This window comes from Pseudomonas sp. GL_093 (genome assembly GCF_057837605.1).
The window spans coordinates 2,758,909-2,779,169 of record NZ_CM174448.1; the positions used below are offsets into that span (position 1 = coordinate 2,758,909).

At 58.4% G+C, this 20,261-nt stretch carries 15 protein-coding genes; 13 read left to right on the forward strand and 2 right to left on the reverse strand.

Translation table 11 applies throughout. The annotated features are described in order from the left end of the window. Positions 1 to 29: 29 nt before the first annotated feature. A complete protein-coding gene (locus AC3IUE_RS12695) occupies positions 30 to 1,376 on the reverse strand; it encodes a hypothetical protein (RefSeq protein WP_489267793.1) in 1,347 nt (448 codons plus the stop codon). A gap of 282 nt (positions 1,377 to 1,658) precedes the next feature. Here AC3IUE_RS12695 and AC3IUE_RS12700 point away from each other — a divergent pair, with 282 nt between their 5' ends. The 5 genes from AC3IUE_RS12700 (at position 1,659) to AC3IUE_RS12720 (ending at position 10,143) form a co-directional block, all read left to right on the forward strand. After that, positions 1,659 to 3,107 carry a sensor histidine kinase gene (locus AC3IUE_RS12700; RefSeq protein WP_461997833.1) on the forward strand — a complete coding sequence of 483 codons (1,449 nt, stop codon included), beginning with the start codon at positions 1,659 to 1,661 and terminating at the stop codon, positions 3,105 to 3,107. Positions 3,108 to 3,299: 192 nt separating this feature from the next. Beyond that, positions 3,300 to 6,107: a multicopper oxidase domain-containing protein gene (locus AC3IUE_RS12705; protein ID WP_489267795.1), complete on the forward strand. Its 2,808-nt coding sequence runs from the start codon at positions 3,300 to 3,302 to the stop codon at positions 6,105 to 6,107. Continuing rightward, positions 6,104 to 7,147, forward strand: a complete 1,044-nt coding sequence (locus AC3IUE_RS12710) for an SCO family protein (RefSeq protein ID WP_489267797.1) — start codon at positions 6,104 to 6,106, stop codon at positions 7,145 to 7,147. Before AC3IUE_RS12705 ends, AC3IUE_RS12710 begins: the two co-directional genes overlap by 4 nt. A 103-nt stretch (positions 7,148 to 7,250) precedes the next feature. After that, complete coding sequence (locus tag AC3IUE_RS12715; protein ID WP_489267799.1) at positions 7,251 to 8,744, forward strand: sensor histidine kinase; 1,494 nt, start codon at positions 7,251 to 7,253, stop codon at positions 8,742 to 8,744. Continuing rightward, positions 8,713 to 10,143, forward strand: a complete 1,431-nt coding sequence (locus tag AC3IUE_RS12720; protein ID WP_056746619.1) for a sigma-54-dependent transcriptional regulator — start codon at positions 8,713 to 8,715, stop codon at positions 10,141 to 10,143. The genes AC3IUE_RS12715 and AC3IUE_RS12720 overlap by 32 nt, the downstream gene beginning before the upstream one ends. 3 nt (positions 10,144 to 10,146) lie before the next feature. Here AC3IUE_RS12720 and AC3IUE_RS12725 read toward each other — a convergent pair whose 3' ends face one another. Further along, entirely contained in the window at positions 10,147 to 10,533 is a 387-nt protein-coding gene (locus AC3IUE_RS12725; RefSeq protein ID WP_489267801.1) for a hypothetical protein, read from the reverse strand. A gap of 179 nt (positions 10,534 to 10,712) precedes the next feature. Here AC3IUE_RS12725 and AC3IUE_RS12730 point away from each other — a divergent pair, with 179 nt between their 5' ends. The 8 genes from AC3IUE_RS12730 to AC3IUE_RS12765 all read left to right on the forward strand — a co-directional run bounded on the left by AC3IUE_RS12730 (position 10,713) and on the right by AC3IUE_RS12765 (position 20,258). Beyond that, complete coding sequence (locus tag AC3IUE_RS12730; protein WP_489267803.1) at positions 10,713 to 11,519, forward strand: class I SAM-dependent methyltransferase; 807 nt, start codon at positions 10,713 to 10,715, stop codon at positions 11,517 to 11,519. Positions 11,520 to 11,822: 303 nt separating this feature from the next. Next, complete coding sequence (locus tag AC3IUE_RS12735; RefSeq protein WP_046049637.1) at positions 11,823 to 12,491, forward strand: ABC transporter ATP-binding protein; 669 nt, start codon at positions 11,823 to 11,825, stop codon at positions 12,489 to 12,491. A gap of 1 nt (position 12,492) precedes the next feature. After that, positions 12,493 to 14,964: an ABC transporter permease gene (locus tag AC3IUE_RS12740; protein WP_489268807.1), complete on the forward strand. Its 2,472-nt coding sequence runs from the start codon at positions 12,493 to 12,495 to the stop codon at positions 14,962 to 14,964. Further along, on the forward strand, positions 14,954 to 16,018 hold the full coding sequence (locus AC3IUE_RS12745; RefSeq protein ID WP_489267806.1) for a lipocalin-like domain-containing protein: 1,065 nt from the start codon (positions 14,954 to 14,956) through the stop codon (positions 16,016 to 16,018). Before AC3IUE_RS12740 ends, AC3IUE_RS12745 begins: the two co-directional genes overlap by 11 nt. A gap of 181 nt (positions 16,019 to 16,199) precedes the next feature. Then, positions 16,200 to 16,778, forward strand: coding sequence for a hypothetical protein (locus AC3IUE_RS12750; RefSeq protein WP_489267808.1), 579 nt, complete (start codon positions 16,200 to 16,202; stop codon positions 16,776 to 16,778). Between the two features lie 357 nt (positions 16,779 to 17,135). Beyond that, a complete protein-coding gene (locus tag AC3IUE_RS12755; RefSeq protein WP_489268809.1) occupies positions 17,136 to 17,948 on the forward strand; it encodes a VanW family protein in 813 nt (270 codons plus the stop codon). A gap of 156 nt (positions 17,949 to 18,104) precedes the next feature. Next, entirely contained in the window at positions 18,105 to 19,097 is a 993-nt protein-coding gene (locus AC3IUE_RS12760; RefSeq protein ID WP_489267810.1) for a formylglycine-generating enzyme family protein, read from the forward strand. 168 nt (positions 19,098 to 19,265) lie between these two features. After that, the gene (locus AC3IUE_RS12765) at positions 19,266 to 20,258 is read left to right on the forward strand and encodes a formylglycine-generating enzyme family protein (RefSeq protein ID WP_489267812.1); all 993 of its coding nucleotides are present in this window, start codon (positions 19,266 to 19,268) and stop codon (positions 20,256 to 20,258) included. Positions 20,259 to 20,261 lie beyond the last annotated feature (3 nt).

Sequence of the window (20,261 nt, forward strand, 5' to 3'; positions counted from 1 at the left end):
TCCTGATGAGGATCTGGGCATGTGAGCGTTCATTGCACGATGACCACTTCTTCGGTGTCGCTGCCGCCATTGGATGACGTCACTCGAACCTTGGCCGGTGGTATCGGCGAGATGCCGGTGGCCAGGGATTTCACTGCGCCATCGCCACTGAGGGCGCCAATGGCGACGCCTGTGCCAGAGGTGGCAGTGAGCACCGGAGGCGAAGTTTCGTCGCTGGTCGAGGCCACGACCGTTATTTGCCCGGTGCTAAGGCTGTATTCTGCACGTGAAATCACCACCAGGTCCGTCAGGGGCATGGGTAAGGTGGTCGGTGTGCTGCTAGCGATGGCCAGGTGGTTGTCGGCGGTCACTTGCAAAGTGCTTGGCAAGCTCGGGTTGGTCGAAGACTGCGCATACCAGTTGCCGGTGGTGTTGGCCTCGGTAAGGTTCAACACCGGGTTGTTGCTGTCCAGCGTCACTTTGGCCGGTGGCGGCGGGGCCAGGACGAACACGTCTTGCTGGGCCACTGGAGCGCTGGCGCCGGGTTTACGCGAGTAGGTGCTGCGCTGGGTGATCATTGGCGTCGGCCGTGCCATTGTCGCCAACTTGCCGGAGATGGCCATCACCGCAGTGCGCAAATCCAGCCCGTTGGGTCCTTCAATGCGGATGTAGTTGGTATTGAAAGGGCTGCCGGTGAAGGCCTCCTCCAGGTTCGGGTCGCCGACGAATTGCTCGGCTGAACCGGTGACCGGATTGGTCTCGGTATAGGGGCCATTGACGCTGCGCAGGAACGGCCCGACATCACCCTTAAGGGCTCCGTCGTAGGTTTTCGGCACGCCGATGCCGATGTCCCGGGTCATGTTGATCGCCCGCCGCCCGGGGGTGTCGACGTTGAAGACATCGACGCCGTACGGGTGGGTAATGACGTAGGTGCCCGCGGTCGGTACATCGACACGTATGCGGATGCGGGCGAAGCTGATCTGGTCACCTTCGATTGGGTCGCCACCGCTGAAGGCCGCTTCAACGGCGCTGACATAGGTCAGGTCGATGCCTCGGGCTGCGTCGACGATGGTGCCGTCACCGGTGAACCAGAACGCTTCATCGGGGAAGTTGGTCGGGAAGACGAGCGGTTGCGTGTCGTCGAAGATCCCGGGGGCCGGCAGTAAGTTGCACATGTACGTCGGTGCGCCCGGTGCGCTGGGCACTCGCGAGCTGACGGCCTTGGACAGGCAAAGCTCGAGGGTTCGACCGTGAGTGTCCTGATACCAGGCGGCGAACGAGCCGTTGGCTGGCACGTAGGGGCCGGGGTCGACGGCAAACAACGCCGCCTGGGCGACGCCTTGGGCCAGTGCGCTAACGACCAGGGCGGCCGCGGTTTTGGACAGTAAAGGGTGCATGAGTTAAGCCCTCTATATCGGAATGCCTGCCCCATGGAGACGGGCCAGTTGAGAGGGGGTCGGCAACTTCCATACCAACCGGCGAAAACGGCCGGCAGAGGCCCGAGTCACGGGCGTGTCACTCACAAACGACATCGGAGCGCGGTTTTTGGGCGCGGGCCACTGTCCCCAGGATTGGGGGTAGATGGGGATAAGGAAGAAGTGGGGGGACGAGACCCAACGTCGGGCAAACAGCCGTTAGTGGGCTATAACCCTATAGGGGGAATCGTCGGGAACACGTCCATGGACATGCCTACTCAAACACTCCAGGCCGAGGGGGGTGATATTCGCCTGAGCTCGCGCAAGCAGCCGTTCAATTTACTGCGCTGGTTTTCGCTCATCAGCCTGGCGGTGATTGGCACGGTGGCGGTGGCGTTGGGGGCGGTGTCCACCCGGTTCGTGATTGCCGAAAGCGTGCAACGCGATGCGTTGTTGACGTCCCAGTTCATTCAGGCAATTGCCTTGGTCGAGGTACGCCACGGATCGATTCCCAGCGGGCGGACCATGGGCGAGCTGCTCGATCCGCGTAAAGACAAGGGCTTTTCCGACGTCGACCCGCTGGCCCGCGCGATTGTCCGGGGCGAATTTCTCGACCATATCGAACACTTGCCGGACGTGATTCTGGCCAACATCTATGCCCCCGACCGCATGGTGATCTGGTCGACCAACCCGGCGTTAATGGGCACCACGATCCACGCCGACGAAGACCTGGAGCAAGCCTTTGCTTCCAGAATTCCTGTGTCGGCCAGTTATCACGATGTGGACAAGAGCCGCTTGGAACAGAAGTTCGTGACGCCTCCGGAATACATCTTCATCGAGAACTACATTCCGTTGTTCGATGCCAACGGCGACAAAGTCACGGCGATGGTCGAGATCTACAAGGAGCCCAAGGACCTGATCAGCCGCATGGAGCGCGGCCTGGTGTTGATCTGGCTGGCCACTGCACTGGGCGGCGGGCTGATTTACCTGGGGCTGTACTGGATCGTGCGCCGGGCGGCCATTTTGCTGGCGGCGCAACAAAAGCAACTGATCACCAACGAAACCTTTGTCGTCCTGGGCGAGATGTCGTCGGCGGTCGCCCACAGTTTGCGTAATCCGCTGGCGACCATCCGTTCAAGCGCCGAACTGGCGCTGGAGTTCGACAGCGGCCCGGCCCACAAAAACATCAACGACATCATCGGCCAAGTGGATCGCATGACGAAGTGGGTGAGGGAGCTGCTGCAATCCTTGCGTCCGCTCAACGATGACGCCGAGCCTGTCAATCTGGTGGCGGCGCTGCATGACAGCCTGATGGCCTTCGAGCATCAAATCACCAAAGCCTCGGTCCACGTGGTGTTCGACCCGAAGCTGACGCCCATGGTCCTGAGCCAGCAGGTGCAGTTGACGCAGATCCTCAACAGTTTGCTGGCCAATGCACTGGAAGCCATGGACAAGCGCGGCACGTTAACCATCACATTGGAGCCGACCGATTCCCGTGGCCTCAGCGTGGTGGTGAGCGACACCGGCAAAGGCATGAACGAAGAACAGCGCAGCATGGCCTTTCGGCCGTTTTTCACCACCAAACAAGGTGGGCTGGGTGTCGGGCTGGTACTGGTCAAGCGGATCATGGAGCGGTTTGGTGGTGCGGTGACCATGGAAAGCCGTGAAGGCGAGGGCACGAGTGTCCGTCTGTCGTTCAAATTGGTCCCCTGAAAACGGGTGTGAACTTTCCCCGTTAGCGGGTGTCATTCCCCAGTCGTTTCCCCGGTCATGGCACATTGATGTTGATAAGCCATTGTTTTGATGAATATTAATGCTTTCGTAAAAAACGCTTACAACTCTGGCGAGGTCCTTGCAAAACCCCCATTACCCCCTTCATGACTCATGACTTCGAGGCGGCTGGTGATGGACAGAAAAGCGCGGTACCCCTTCAAACGGTTTGGCCTCCTGACGCCTCTGAGCGTTCTTCTGACAATGACGCTGGGCACAACGACTCTGCGCGCCAGCCCCATCGACGACGAGCGACAGCCAGAACCTTCCGACCCCTCGGCTTACCAAGATGAACCGGCTGACAAAGCGGCGGCGTTGAACGCCATTTTGACCATGCCCGAGGCCAACAAGGACTCCTTCGATTTACCCGGTGGCGTCAAAGGCAGCCGAGACACCACGCGGGTGGAAAACATTCTGCCGCCGGCGGTGCAAACCAGTTTCAACTACCCCACCAACGGCAAGCCGAGCCCACTGTATGGCGCTCAGCCGTTCACTCAGCAGTTGGTGCTGTTCGAAGAATTCGGCCCGGAAAAACTCGACCCCACCACACCGGCAGCGCCGTTGGGTTTTCCACCGCCAGCCATCGGCCCGTTGCCACAGCAGGACCCCACCAGTGCGGCCCGCAGTGCGCCGCCGAGTGCGGCACTCGACGCCTTTCTGCGTCAACCGGGGCTGACACCGTTCCCGAGTCTGTACTCCAACGTGATCGACCGTAACCCGTGGCAGAAGCAGATCGAATTTTTCCTCAACCGCCGTATCGGCTCCTCGGCCGAAGGCCGTCCGCCAGGAAAAGGCTGGTCGCACCAGCGCTGGAACGAGTTTTACCCGCAGGCCGCCTACAAGACCGTGCAAACCGGTGCACGGTTGAATACCGGTTTGCGTGACAGTCGTCAGATGCACCGCTATGCCGTGGGCGAGTTTGGCCCGGGCGGCCTCTATCACAACGTGGCTGGCGTACCGGCGACCGATGGCACCGCCAAGGGCGTCGATGCGCGTTTCCACCCGAAAATGCCGGTGCAGAACCACAACTCGGTCTGGACCTTTGACGGCACCTTGCCGCCAAAATTGCTGATGGTGCGTTACGGGCAACCCACGTTGATGCGTCATTACAACGGCTTGCCGATCGACCCGTCGGCGAACATGGGGTTCGGTTTGCACACCATCACCACCCACGAACACAACGGCCACACACCGGCGGAAAGCGACGGTTATGCCAATGCGTTTTTCTTCCCCGGGCAATTTTACGACTATCGCTGGCCGATCCAGTTGGCCGGCTACGACAGCATCAACACCAAGGCTGAAGACCCGCGTGCAGCCTTTCCGTGCGCGCCGGGCGAAACCCTGTGGACCAACGACCTCATCCCCAGCCGCAAGACCTGCAACAACGGCACGATCAAAATCCGCGGCGACTGGCGCGAAACCATGAGCACCCACTGGTTCCACGACCACATGCTCGATTTCACCGCGCAGAACGTCTACAAGGGCAACGCGGCAATGATGAACTACTACAGTGCCCTGGACCGCGGCAATGAATCGGTGAATGACGGCGTCAACCTGCGCTTCCCCAGTGGCAGCGCCTTGCCTTGGGGTAACCGCGACTACGACGTCAACCTTCTGTTTGCCGACAAGGCGTGGGACAAGAACGGTCAACTGTGGTTTAACCCGTTCAATACCGACGGCTTCCTCGGGGATCAGGTGCTGGTCAACTGGCAGTGGAAACCGATCCTGGATGTGCGCGCCCGCAGCTATCGGTTCCGCATGCTCAATGGCTCAGTGTCGCGCTTCTTCAAAATGGCGCTCGTGCGCGAGATCAAGGGCACCAGCGGGGAGTTCCAAGGGCCTGCCGGGTCGGGAGTGTCGTATGCCCGCGTGCCGTTCCACATGATTGCCAACGACGGCAACATCATGGAACACAGCGTGCCGTTCGACGGCAGCATGGACCTGGATGCCGACGGCGATAAGCAGAACCACAACGCGATCCTGCCAACCCTGGGCATCGCCGAACGTTTCGACATCATCGTCAACTTCTCGAAATACGGGATCAAACCGGGCGACAAGCTGTTCTTCGTCAACCTGCTGGTGCACGAAGACGGCAAGGGCCCGGAAGAACCCGTCTCCCTGGCTGACGTGCTGTCCGAGAAATACAAGGCGATCATCAAGCAAACCAGCAAGGGGCCGAAGTGGGAGGACGGTGATCCGGCGGTAGGCAAGGTGTTGCAATTCAACGTCAAGGCGTACACCGGCCAGGACCTGGCCATGGACCCGGGCGCTTATGAACCGGCCAAACCGGGCAAGGCTGAAGGCCTGGTGATGATCCCGTTGAAGATCCATCGCGACAACGTCGCCGACAAGGCGCTGTTGGCCAAAGCCCGCCACCGCACCTTCACCTTCGGTCGTTCCGACGGCACCGATGAAGCACCGTGGACGGTCAAGACCGATGGCGGTTTCGGTTTCCACATGGACCCACGTCGCTTGAACACCTCGACCCAACTGGCCAGTGGCCCCACCGATGCCGGTGCCACCGGTTTCGGCACCCTGGAAGTGTGGAACATCAAGCTCGGCGGCGAGGGCTGGAGCCACCCGGTGCATGTGCACTTCGAGGAGGGGATCATCCTCAGTCGCGGCGGCAAGGCGCCACCGGAATGGGAAAAATGGGCACGCAAGGACGTGTATCGCATCGGCTCGGAAAAGGATGGCCTGGACAGCGTCGAGATGGCGATCAGCTTCCGCGAATTCGCCGGGACGTACATGGAGCACTGTCACAACACTCAGCATGAGGACAACTCCATGCTGCTGCGCTGGGACATTGAAAAACCCGGGCAATTCCAGCTGATGCCGACACCGCTGCCGAGTTGGGATGGTGTGCGCTACGTGAACTCCGCCGCGCTGCCAACCTTCCGCACTGGCGACGGCTTCGGCCCTAAAGTGGTGGTCAAACCATGAACCGCAAGGGAGCCGACATGAAACTGCATACGCCGCGCTCCCGCGCCCTGGGCATGCACCTGGTTTTGATGCTGGTCACCTGCCTGCTGGCCAGTCGGGTGCTGGTGGCTCATGAAGCGGCTCCGTCGGTGTCAGCGTCACCGACGGAGTCGGCGACACCCTGGGGCGGCGATTACTTCCCCAACACCTTGCTGACCGATCAGAACGGTCGGCAGGTGCGTTTCTTTGATGACTTGATCAAGGACAAAGTGGTGGTGATCAATTTCATCTTCACGTCATGCAGCGACTCTTGCCCGCTGGAAACCGCGCGCTTGCGTCAGGTGCAGAAGTTGCTGGGGGACCGGGTCGGCCAGGACATTTTTTTCTACTCCATCAGCATTGATCCCTTGAGCGATACACCCGACGTGCTCAAGGCCTACGCACAACGCTTCAAGGTCGGGTCGGGCTGGAAGTTTCTCACCGGGGAATTTGCCGATGTCACTGATCTGCGAAAAAAACTCGGGCTGTTTATCGAAGGCGTCGACAACGGTCGCAGCAAGGACCACAACCTGAGCCTGATCGTGGGTAACCAGGCCACGGGCCGCTGGATGAAAGCTTCACCTTTCGAAAATCCGTGGATTCTGGCCGATCAGTTGGCCAACACGCTGCACAACTGGAAACAGCCCAGCGTTGAAGAAAACTACGCAGATGCGCCCGAGGTTCGTCCGCCGAGCAATGGCGAAGAACTGTTTCGCACCCGCTGTGCGTCGTGCCACAGCCTGGGTCCGATGGACGGGCAGGGCATCGGCATGCGCAGCATTGGCCCGGACCTGATCGGCGTCACTCGCCTGCGTGATCCGGCCTGGCTGAGTCGCTGGATTCGCGAACCGGACCGCATGCTGGCGGAAAAAGACCCGATCGCGATGGAGCTGTTTGAGCGTTTCGAAAAAATACCCATGCCCAACCTGCGCCTGGATGAGAACGCGGCGCAGTCCATCGTGGGTTTTTTGCAGGAAGAAACCGATCGTCAGCAACCGCTACAGGCGGCGCAAACGCAATAGCGGCTTAATCCTGTCATTGGGGCCGTCAGTTTCGATCAATGCCACCTACACTGATCCGAACCGCGGCTGAAAAGGCTTGATGCAAGGCATCCGGGAAGGTCCTATGCAGATACCAGGACAACAAAAAATACCTGCGTCGGCTATGTCGGCAGCAGAAAGCAAGGGCTGGCGAGGACAGTTCAATTTGCTGCGCTGGTTTTCCCTGGGCAGCTTTTTCATCATCGCCGCTGTGGCGCTGGGATTGGGCTACGTGTCCACGCGTTTTGTCGTCGATGAGAGCATCGAGCGTGATTCCTTGCTGACTGCGCAGTTCATTCAGGCCATTGGTGATGCGGAAGTTCGCCATGCCGGCATCACGCTGCAAAGAACCATGGGTGAAATGCTCGATCCGCGCGATGACCTTGCCTATCCCGACGTAGATCCGGCGGCGCGTGCCGCTGCCCGCATAGAGTTTCTCGATCATGTCGAACACCTGCCGGACACACTGTTGGCGGTGGTGTACGCCCTGGATCGCACCGTGGTCTGGTCGACCAATGCGCAAATGATTGGCATGCGCGTTGAAGGTGATGAGGAACTGGACGAGTCCTTCGAAATGAAGGAACCCGTGTCCACCAGCTACCACGAAATCGATGAGGAACGTCCCGAGCAGCAACTGCTGCGTGAGCCTGAGTTTCTGTTCATCGAGAACTACATCCCGATGTTCAATGCCGACAAGAGCAAAGTGATCGCCATGGTGGAGATCTACAAGGAACCCGCAGACCTGGTGGAGCGTATCCAGCGCGGCTTCAAGTCGATCTGGCTGGCAACCCTGCTCGGCGGCCTGGCCATCTACCTCGGACTGTTCTGGATTGTGCGGCATGCGGCCATGCTGCTACAGAGCCAGCAGAAACAACTGATCAGCAACGAGACCTTCGTCGCGCTGGGGGAAATGTCCTCGGCGGTGGCCCACAGCTTGCGCAATCCGTTGGCCAACATTCGTTCCAGCGCCGAACTGGCTCAGGAAATCGCCAGCCAGAATGCGCAGAAGAACATCGGCGACATTATCAGCCAGGTCGATCGCATGTCGCGCTGGGTTCGGGAGTTGCTGGTGTCATTGCGACCCATAAACGACGACTACGAAACGGTAGACCTGGTGCTGGTCATCGACGACACGTTGAGTGCATTTGACGCGCTGATTAAACGCTCCGGCATCGACGTGCGTTTCACCCCTCAGAGTTGTCCGCCGGTCGTCAGCCAGCAGGTGCTGCTCACGCAAATCCTGAATAGCCTGTTTGCCAATGCCCTGGAAGCCATGCCCAAGGGCGGCGTGCTGAGTATCGATATTGAAACGCCGCAGCCCGGACTCGTGCGCATGACCCTGAACGATACCGGCAAGGGCATGACCACACAGCAACAACAAATGGCCTTCAAGCCGTTTTTCACCACCAAACAAGGAGGGTTGGGCGTGGGCCTGGCCCTGGTCAAAAGAATAATGGAGCGTTTTGAAGGCTCGGTCGAATTGACCAGCCGAGAGCAGGAAGGAACCCGCGTTTGTCTCAATTTTAAAGTGGCAACGGGAGGGGTATATGGAGCACAGCATTCTGCTGGTCGAGGATGATGAACTCCTCGCCGAGAATATTCAGACCTACCTGGAGCGCAAGGACTTCGAGGTGACGGTCTGCCACTCGGCTGAGGACGCGCTGGACCAATTGGGCACTTTCGTCCCGGACGTGGTGCTGACCGATAACTCGCTGCCGGGCATGAGCGGTCACGACCTGATCCAGAAGCTGCGCATCAGCGCGCCGGATCTGAAAGTGATCATGATGACCGGCTACGGCAACGTCGAAGACGCCGTGGTGGCGATGAAAGAGGGCGCTTTCCATTACGTCACCAAACCGGTGGCGCTGCCGGAGCTCAAGCTGCTGCTGGACAAGGCCCTGGCCACCGACCGAATGGAACGCACACTGTCGTTCTATCAGGAACGCGAAGCGCAGAGGTCAGGGGTGCAGGCATTGATCGGCGAATCGGCACCGATGCAGTACCTGAAAAGCACCATTGGCCAGTTAATCGACGCCGAGCGGCGCATGGCCAATACCGATCTGCCTCCGGTGCTGGTGGAAGGCGAGACCGGCACCGGCAAGGAACTGGTGGCCCGTGCGTTGCACTTCGACGGCCCGCGCAGCAAAGGTCCGTTCATTGAATTCAACTGTGCCTCGATTCCTTCCAACCTGGTGGAGTCGGAGCTGTTCGGTCACGAGAAGGGCGCCTTCACCGACGCCAAGGACCGCCGCGTCGGGCTGGTGGAAGCAGCCGATGGCGGGACGCTGTTTCTCGATGAAGTTGGCGAGATGGACTTGTTGCTGCAAGCCAAACTGCTGAAGCTGCTGGAGGATCGGACGATCCGCCGGGTCGGCTCGGTGAAGGAGCGCAAGGTCGATTTGCGGGTGATCAGCGCCACCAACTGCAACCTCGAACAAATGGTCCAGCAGGGCAAGTTCCGCCGCGATCTGTTCTTCCGTTTGCGGATTATCTCGATCAAGGTGCCGCGCCTGTATGCCCGTGGCGCAGACATCCTGCTGCTGGCTCGACACTTCCTGGCGATCCACGGCAAACGCTATGGCAAACCGAACCTGTATTTCAGCGATCAGGCTGAAGAATTGCTGCTCAGCTACAGTTGGCCGGGCAACGTGCGCGAGTTGCGCAACATGCTTGAGCAAACCGTGTTGCTGGCCCAGAGCGACACCATCGCCGCCCATCAATTGAACGTGTGCCTGAGCCTGGTGGATGAGCCGCTGGTGTTCCAGCAAGAGCCGCAACACTACGAGCCGCGTCCGGTCTACAACGGCACCGAGTCCATGAACCTGCCGGAAGTGGAGCGCGACATGGTGCGCAAGATGCTCGACAAGACCGACTGGAACGTCACCAAGTCCGCACGACTGCTGGGCCTGAGCCGCGACATGCTGCGCTACCGAATCGAGAAGCTCGGCCTCGCGCGCCCGGAAAAACGCCAGTGGTAGGCTTTATTGCATCAATGGCCCCTGACGGCTGAGGCACGCGAGCAGGCACGTGGGGTCGAGGACTTCTTCGTTCACGTAGACACCGCGTTGCTGATCGTAGGAGCGGATGAACACTCGAACCGTGGCATCCGCTACTGTCGGCAATCTTGAGTCGTAGAACTCATGCTGGCTCGAAATGGGGATGAAGTCCTGAGGCGCTGTCGGGATGTACGAGCCGGGCGGCACCGTGCTCAGTGACGGTGGCACGGGGTGAGCGAAGGGTTGGTCGGCCCCGTAATAGTTGAATTCACTGCTGTAATCGGTAGTGGGTGTCAGGCTGTTATCCGCGTAAGCACCGGTTGTGGTGATCAGGCAGAGGGCGAGCAGTAGCCTCGGATCGGTTGTTTTCATGGCAGCACCTGCGAAATCGGTTTTCCCGCAATTCCCCAAGGTCATTAACTATAGCTTGCCGTATGAGCGCGCGTTCGCGATGCCCGGATTACAAGATTTGAACAAAGACGCAATGGGGTTTTTCAAAGCGCTGATCTAGACTCGTGCCGGTCAATCAAGACCCCCGTCTGGAGCGCGCAATGGAAATGCCGACAAAAGAAAAAGCCATCGCCAGTAACCGCGATGCCTGGAATGACTCCGCCCGACACCACAAAGACACCCCCGAATGGCAGGCCCGTTTGGCGGCTGTGGGTGAGAGGGATTTTTGCTGCATGGACGACACCCTCCGAGGTTTGCTGGAACAAGTGGGTGTCGACGGCAAAGACGTGGTGCAACTGGGCTGCAACAACGGCCGCGAAAGCCTTTCGTTGTTTGCGCTGGGTGCCCGCAGCGTCGTAGGCGTCGACCAGTCCGAGGCTTTCCTCGATCAGGCGCGGGAACTGGCGTCACGCTCGCCCCATACACCTGAGTTCATCGAGGCAGACATCCATCACTTGCCGACTGAACTTCATGGCCGTTTCGACGTGGCCCTGATCACCATCGGCGTGTTGAACTGGATGCCGGACATTGGCGAATTCTTCCGCCACGTCGCGCAAACCCTGAAGCCCGGTGGCAGCCTGGTGGTGTACGAAACCCATCCCTTCCTCGAAATGTTCGACCCCGAGTCCGCCGATCCGTATCGGCCGGACAGCTCGTACTTTCGCAGCGAACCTTTCGTGCAGGACCAGCCGATCGTCTACGAAGGCAAAGTCGACCAGCAGGCGGCTTCGTCCTACTGGTTCGTCCACACCCTCGGCGCCATTTTCACCGGCGCCATCGACGCCGGATTGCAGATCAGCCACTTCAAGGAGTACCCGCATTCCAACCGCGAGGAACTCTATGATCGGTATGAGCAGCAAACGGCGCAGTTGCCGTTGTGTTTTACGTGGGTGGCTGTGAAGACCTAAAGCCGCGTCGTCTGCATCGCGAGCAGGCTCGCTCCCACAGGGAATCAGTTTGATCACACATCCAGCGTTCACCCGAGGTCCAATGTGGGAGCGAGCTTGCTCGCGATAGCGGTGCGTCAGTCACATTGATGTTGAGTGTGCGGACGCCATCGCGAGCAAGCTCGCTCCCACAGGGAATTAGTTTGATCACACATCCAGCGTTCACCCGAGGTCAAATGTGTGCGAGCTTGCTCGCGATGAACGATAACGCGGTGCCGCTGCCGTCCGCTATCCTTGCTCCACGCACATCGAACGGTTTTCCCCATGCTTTCGGTCCAAGGCGTCTTCAAAAGTTACGCCACTCCACAGGGCCCACTGCCGGTTCTGCAAGGTGTCGACCTCACCTTGAAACCCGGCAGCAGCCTGGCGTTGATGGGGGAGTCGGGCAGTGGCAAGAGCACCTTGCTGCACTTGATTGCCGGGCTGGACAAGGTCGATCGCGGCAGCATCCGCAGTGGCGAACATCGGCTGGAGCAGATGAGTGAAGGGCAACTGGCGAACTGGCGACGGACCGAAATCGGCCTGGTGTTTCAGCAGTTCAACCTGATCGGCAGTCTGCGTGTGGAGGACAATCTGGCGTTCCAGGCACGACTGGCGGGGCGCCATGATCCGCGCTGGCAGGCGCATCTGGTGCAACGTCTGGGCTTGGGTGATTTGCTGCAGCGTTATCCGGAACAGCTGTCCGGCGGCCAGCAGCAACGGGTCGCGCTGGGCCGTGCCCTGGCGTCGCAGCCGAAACTGCTGCTGGCCGACGAACCCACCGGCAGCCTCGATGAAGCCACCAGCGATGAGGTCTTGAAGTTGTTGCTGGAGTTGCTCGACGACAGTCCCACCACCTTGTTGATGGTCACCCACAGCCCACGGGTTGCCGCGCGGCTGGCCGAAAAAGTGGTGCTCCACGGTGGCCGTCTGGCTGGCGCGGACGAGCGCTGAGGTGCAGGTCTTTCGCGAAACGCTGCGGGCGCTGCTCAGTCATTGGCGGCAGCACCCGGTGCAGTTTTTCAGTGTGCTGACCGGGCTTTGGCTCGCCACCAGCCTGCTGACCGGCGTGCAGGCGCTGAACAGCCAGGCGCGTGAAAGCTATGCCCGGGCCAGTCAGTTGATCGGCGGCGAACCCCAGGCCAGCCTCAGTTCACCCAGTGGCGCAACCTTCTCCCAGCAAGTGTTTGTCGACCTGCGCCGTGCGGGTTGGCCGGTGTCGCCGGTCCTGCAAGGCCGGGTGACGCTCAAGGGCCATGACGACCAGCGCTTGCAGCTGATGGGGATCGAGCCGGTGTCGCTGCCCGCCGGTTCCTCAGTGGCCGGGCAGGCGTTGGCGATTGAGCAGGTTGTCGAGTTTTTCAGCCCTCCAGGCAGTACCTGGATTTCGCCGCAGACGTTGCAGGCTCTGGGTCTGCACGAGGGCGAACGCCCGCTGACTTTGAGTGGTCAGGCATTGCCGCCGCTGCATGCCCAACCCGATATGGCCCCCGGTGTGTTGTTGGTCGACATCGGCTTCGCCCAGCAGATTCTCGGCCTGCCGGATCAGCTGTCGCGCCTGCTGCTGCCGAAGGATTTCACCGCGACCCTGCCTGATCAATTCAAGGGGCAGTTGCAGCTCAAGACCCGCGGTGAAGAGAACAATTTGTCGCGCCTGACCGAAAGCTTTCACCTGAACCTCGATGCGCTGGGTTTTCTGTCATTCGTGGTCGGCCTGTTCATCGTCCACGCCGCGATCGGCCTGGCGCTGGAACAACGCCGTGGCGTGCTCAGAACCCTGCGCGCCTGCGGTGTCAGTGCACGGATGCTGATTGCCTGTCTGGCGGTTGAACTGGGTGGTCTGGCGTTGATTGGCGGACTGGTCGGCGTGGCCAGCGGCTACCTGCTGGCCAGCGTGCTGTTGCCGGACGTCGCCGCCAGTCTGCGCGGGTTGTACGGCGCCGAAGTGGCGGGGCAGTTGAGTCTCAGTCCGTGGTGGTGGCTCAGCGGCGTCGGCCTGAGCCTGTTGGGCGCGTTGTTGGCGGGGGCCAACAGTTTGTTGCGGGCTGCGCGCCTGCCTTTGCTGGCCCTGGCCGACCCGCAAGCCTGGCATCAGGCTCACGCGCGCTGGTTGCGGCGTCAGGGTTGGGTTGCCGTGATTGCCGCGGTGATCGCACTGCTGGCGTTGATCTTTGGCGACAGCCTGAGCAGTGGCTTTGTGCTGATGGCGGCACTGTTGATCGGCGCTGCGCTGGCGTTGCCGGTGGTGCTCAACTGGGTGTTGAATCGGGTGCTGCATCGCAGTCGTTCGGTGCTCGGCCAATGGTTTCTCGCCGACTGCCGTCAGCAACTGCCGGCGCTGAGCCTGGCGTTGATGGCGCTGTTGTTGGCACTGGCGGCGAACATTGGAGCGGGCAGCATGACGGCCGGTTTTCGTCAGACCTTCAGCGATTGGCTCGAACAACGCCTGACCGCCGAACTGTACGTCAACCCGCGAAATCCGGCCCAGGCCAGAGAGCTGCAAACCTGGCTCAAGCAGCAACCTGGGCTCACGGCGGTGCTGCCCAACTGGCAAGTGTCGATCCAGTTGCAAGGCTGGCCGGCGGACGTCTTCGGCGTGATCGATCACCCGACGTATCGCCAGCATTGGCCGCTGCTGGAAGCCTTGGGCGACAACCCTTGGGAACGACTGGCCAAGGACGACGCACTGATGCTCAGCGAGCAACTAGCCCGTCGGCTGAAGGTGCGCCTTGGCGATCACCTGACGATTCCCACACCGAACGGCGCCTGGTCGCCACGGATCGTCGGCATCTACGCCGACTACGGCAATCCCAAGGGCCACATGCTGGTCAACGTCAACCATCTGCTGCGCGGCTGGCCGCAGCTGACACCGAGCCGTTTCAACCTGCGCATCGACCCGACGTTGATCCCCGCCTTCCTGACCGCGCTGCAAACCCGCTTCACGCTGGAGGACAGCCGCATCGTCGACCAGGCCCGGCTCAAGGGTTGGTCCACGCAAGTGTTCGAACGCACCTTTGCCGCAACCGCTGCGCTCAACAGCCTGACCCTCTGTGTGGCGGGCGTGGCGCTGTTCATCAGCCTGTTGACCCAAAGTCAGAGCCGCCTCGGGCAACTCGCACCGCTGTGGGCGCTCGGCGTGACTCGCCGGCAACTGATGCTGCTCAATCTCGGGCAGACCTGGTTGCTGGCGGTGCTGACCCTGGTGCTGGCGTTGCCGTTGGGGATCGCGCTGGCGTGGTGCCTGGACACGGTGATCAACGTCCAGGCCTTCGGCTGGCGCTTGCCGCTGCGGGTGTTTCCGATGCAGCTGTTGCAGTTGATGGGGTTGGCGCTGTTGGCGACTTTACTGGCGTCGGCGTGGCCGCTGTACTCGCTGTACCGCACGCAACCAGCGGATCTGCTGAGGACGTTTGCTCATGAAGATTAAGGTTGGCGTGTTGCTATTGGCGTTATTGAGCGGGTGCGATAACTCGGCGCCTGTTGAGAAAGGCTTCGCGGGGCTGGGTCATCAGGCCGCCGCGTTTACGCCGGTGGTGCCCGGTCGGGTGTTCAGCTTTCCGGCGGATCACGGTCCTCATGACGGTTTTCGCATCGAATGGTGGTACGTCACCGCCAACCTCAAGGACGATCAGGGACGCGAGTTCGGCGCGCAGTGGACGTTGTTTCGCAGCGCCTTGAAAGCGACGCCCGAAGTGGCTGGCTGGGGTAATCAAATTATCTGGCTTGGCCACGCGGCCGTGACGTCGGCGACGGTGCATCACGCTGCCGAGCGTTATGCCCGTGGTGGCGTTGGTCAGGCTGGCGTGAGTCTCGCGCCGTTCAACGCGTGGATCGATGATTGGCGTTTCAGCAGTCAGGGTTCCGACCCTATGGCGGATCTTCAACTCAGCGCCCGGGACAAGGATTTTGGCTATCAACTGCGGCTGACCTCCACACGTCCCTTGGTGCTTCAGGGCGACAAAGGCTTCAGTCAGAAATCCGAACAAGGGCAGGCGTCGTACTACTACAGTCAGCCGTTTTTTCAGGCCAGCGGCACGCTGGAAATCGACGGCAAAACGTATCAAGTCAGTGGTCCGGCCTGGCTCGACCGCGAATGGAGCAGCCAACCCCTGACCGCCAACCAGATCGGCTGGGACTGGTTTTCCTTGCACCTGGACAGCGGCGAGCAGGTGATGCTCTACCGCATGCGGCAAAAGGACGGCGCACCTTACCTCACCGGCACCTGGATCGACGCTGACGGCCAGACGCAGTTGCTGCACGCCGCCGACATCAGCCTCACACCGCAAGACACTGCCAACGTTGCTGGACGTTCGATGCCGGTGCGCTGGTCGATCAAAATCCCTGACAAACACCTCGACATTACGATCAGCGCGCTCAACCCCAAAGCGTGGATGGCTTTGCGCATTCCCTATTGGGAAGGGCCGGTGCAATTGAGCGGCAGCCATGGTGGGCAGGGTTATCTGGAAATGACCGGGTATTGAGTCGGAGCTCTCGGCAGAGCGATGGCCCGTCGCCCAAGAGGTTGACAATCCCGAGGCTTGAGGAACGCCCCAAGAAACTGCGAACACTCCCTGATCAGCGTCTATGCTCATCTGCACAGAGAGCGCTGGACGGTGGTTCAGCGCTCTTTGCTGCCTCCAAATCACAGGGAATGTATCGCCTATGAAACTCCATGCACTAACCAAAGCCATCACCCTCGCAACGCTGCTGTCTGCCGCCAGCCTTAGCGCCATGGCTGCGGAAATCCCGCTGTCTGCCGTGGTGGAGGCAGATCAGGTCACCACCAAAGTTGTCTCGGTCGATGCTGCCAAACATCAGGTCGTCCTGGAGGGGCCGGAAGGTCGTCAGGTCCATGTGCAATTGACCGACAAGGCCAAAAACCTCGGCAAACTCAAAGCCGGCGACCAAGTCGATGTCAAGGTTACTAGCTCTGTCGCCGCTTACCTCGACACCGATGTCGACAAAGGTCTGCCAGGCACCGTCGAACGCGCTGGCGAAGTCCGCGCAGCCCCTGGCAGCGACAACCCGGGCGGCGAAGCCTACCGTCAGGTGCAGGTCCAACTGAAAATCACCAAAATCGACGTGAAGAAAAACCAGGTAACCTTCGAAAACCCCGCCGGCCAGTCCAAGACTGTTGACGTCGTAAGACCCGAAGTTCAAGCGAAATTGAAAGACCTGAAAGTTGGACAGAGTGTCGTTGTGACCTATACCGACATATTGAAAGTGACCAGCAAGCACTGAAGTTGAGTATTAGCTCTATATGTTGATTGTTCTTGTACAACTTTCCTGTATAAGAACAATCAGTTTTAATGGTCTAACTGGTGAGTTTGCTGGTCTGTAAAATAGTATTTGGGCCGACATTTAATCGAAAGTTGTTTCGATAAATTTCATGTTCATATACGCGGACATATTCGAAAACTTCAATTAAAATGCTTCCCGTTCGCCCAGTGTCAGGGCTCTTTACCGGTGCATGGATTGCCAGGCCATTACACTGGGCGAACACCTTTTCGAAGTGCGGTACACCCCTGCAGCAATACGTTAAAATGCGCGGCATTTTGCAGATCAAGGAAGAAAACGGCTGCCGCCGTTCTGACACGGATGAAACCACTCTCCCTCTACCACCCGGCGCTCTACTGGCTTCGCGTGTGGCAAAAAAGACTGTTCCGCCAACTGACCTGGCGCTTCTCCCGCAAGCAATACGCTGTTTCGCCGAACACCGTCTCCCGATTGCCATTTCGCTACCTCAAGCACACCTCCAAACTGATCCGCAAACTCGGCAACTCCGATCTCGCCCTGCAACACAACAAAGTCATCAACCTGAAACTGGCCGTCGCTTCGATGGACGGCGTCGTCATCGGCCCTGGCGAGTATTTTTCATTCTGCCGCCTCGTGGGTCGGCCCACCCGCAAACGCGGTTATGTCGAAGGCATGGAGCTGTCATTTGGTGAAGCCCGCAGCGGCATCGGTGGCGGGATCTGCCAACTGAGCAACCTGATTCACTGGATGGCGATTCACTCACCGTTGGTCGTGGTTGAGCGGTCCAACCACAGCTTCGATCCCTTTCCTGACGAAGGGCGGGTATTGCCATTCGGCTCCGGGGCCGCGATCTTTTACAACTACATTGACCTGGTACTGCATAACCCGACCGATCGCCATTTTCAGTTGAAACTGAATGTCGCCGAGCAACAGTTGGAAGGGGAGTTGTTGTGCGATCAGGTGAGAGAGTTTCGGTATCACGTTTATCAACTTGGGCATCGTTTTGTGCGAGACGGTGGGCGGGTTTTTCGGGAGAACGAGATATGGCGGGAGGTCAGGAGCAAGGGGCAGGAGAGTCAGGTGTTGAAGAGTGAGCGGCTTTATAAGAATCGGGTGGTGGTTAAGTACGAGGTTGAGGAAAGGTTGCTGACTTGAAATGCATAAAACGGGCGATCATTAGATTGCCCATTTTTTATTATCTAAGCCTGTGCCTTTCATTTGGTCTTTTTTGAAGGCGTAGTGTTGGGCTTTGTTGTACATGCGGAGGGTGGTAATGTTCTGCCCCTGCCGAATTTTATAAGGATATTTCCAGTGCTACGTCAGCTCGTACTTGCCCTGCCAGCCATGATGTTTTTAGTCGGTTGCGAGGCGGAGTCTGGCCCTTTGCCAAGCAGCAAGAGTCTTGCCCCAGAGAAAGTCGCGTCCATCGCCGCCACCATCGCGAAGAAGTACCCTGATCTTTCTAGCGAGATTCGCGGCAAGGTGCTCAACACCGTCGTGCAGTCCATCGACAATATGGTGTTTGTCGAGGGTGGTCAGTTTGATATGGGTGACTTCGGCTGGATTTGTGAATACGACGAAAAGGATGTGTGTACCTGGCCTTGTGGGCAGGATCCTGAGCAACTTTGCAATATCAGCAGGGACGGGAATGATGATTTTGTACATCCAGTAAATCTGAGTAGCTACTATCTCTCAAAGTTTCAGACCCGGCTAGGTGATTTTGACGTTTTTTTTATCGCGCAGGGTAAGTCGATACTTGATAATGAAGATCGAGAACAAGAAGGTCTGAAGCATTTTTATGCACCAAACTTACCCGCGCCTACACAAAGTTGGCAAGAGGCTAAAGATTATTGTCTGTGGGTTGGTCAGCTAAGTGGATACCCGGTTGATTTGCCTACAGAGGCGCAGTGGGAGTACGCAGCTCGTAGTCGTGGTCAGCACGTACTATTTCCTACTGATAATGGCAGTCTGAACTTTGGACGCAATTTCCCAGTGAAGAGTGGCGGCAGCACATTTGCCGTCGATAGTTTTGCTCCTAATCCTTTAGGTATCTATAACTTGTCCGGGAATGCTACGGACTGGGTCAATGACTGGTATGGAAAGGACTATTATCAGCATTCTCCTATGGATAACCCACAAGGGCCTAAAACTGGTACTCAGAGGGTTAGGCGCGGTTCAAACTATCCAGAGGGGCCTATAGGCGCCGCTCCGGTTGTTCGTCGCTGGGCTGATGCTTCATCAAAGGATGCGCATTATCCCGGAGTGAGTTTTCGATGTGCTGTTCAAACTGACAAATCTTTATAGTTAGCTGTAGTTCAGAAATAAGGGGGTGGATTTATTTTTGTGAGCGCGTAAAAATAAATCTATCCCCTTTTCCTCTGTCCTTTTCTCTAAGGTTCGTTATCAGGCTTTGTTGTGCGGCCGGAGAATGGTAATGTTCAGTCTTTGTCGCATTTTATAAGGATATTCCCAGTGCTACGTCAGCTTGTACTTGCCCTGCCAGCCATGATGTTTTTGGTCGGTTGCGAGGCGGAATCCGGGCCTTTGCCAAGCAGCAAGAGCCTTGCCCCAGAGAAAGTCGCGTCCATCGCCGCCACAATCGCGAAGAAGTACCCTGATCTTTCTAGTGAGATTCGCGGCAAGGTGCTCAACACCGTCGTGCAGTCCATCGACAATATGGTGTTTGTCGAGGGTGGTCAGTTTGATATGGGGGACTTCGGTTGGATTTGTGAATACGACGAGAAGGATGTTTGCACCTGGCCTTGTGGGCAGGATCCTGAGCAGCTTTGTAATATCAGTATGGACGGTAATGACGATTTCGTACATCCGGTAAAACTGAGCAGCTACTACCTGTCGAAGTTTCAAACTATTTTGGGTGATTTCGATCTGTTTTTTACCGTGCATAATAAGCCGTTGTTTGATACTAAATTCCGCGACAGAGCAGATTTGAAAAGTATGTATACCCCAAATTTACCGACGCCCACAAAGAGCTGGCAGGAGGCGAAAGATTACTGTCAATGGATTGGGCTGCTGAGTGGCTATCCGGTAGATTTGCCTACAGAAGCTCAGTGGGAATATGCCGCCCGTAGCCGCGGGCAACATGTGCTATTTCCTACCGATACCGGAAGCCTGAGTTTTGGGAAGAACTTTCCGGTAGAAGGTGAAGGTGAGACTTTTGCAGTTAGCCGATTCACCCCTAATCCCTTGGGTATTTACAATATGTCCGGTAATGCTACGGACTGGGTTAACGATTGGTATTCTAAAGATTATTATCAGCACTCGCCGTTGGAAAATCCGCAAGGTCCGAAGACAGGGGTAGATAAAGTTAAGCGCGGCTCGTATTATCCTGAGGGTCCATTGCTAGCTGCTTCAATTGTAAGGCGATGGCCCGATAAGCCAATACAGGATGCTTATTATCCTGGTACGAGCTTTCGCTGTGCTATTCAGTCAGATAAGAATCTATAGCGT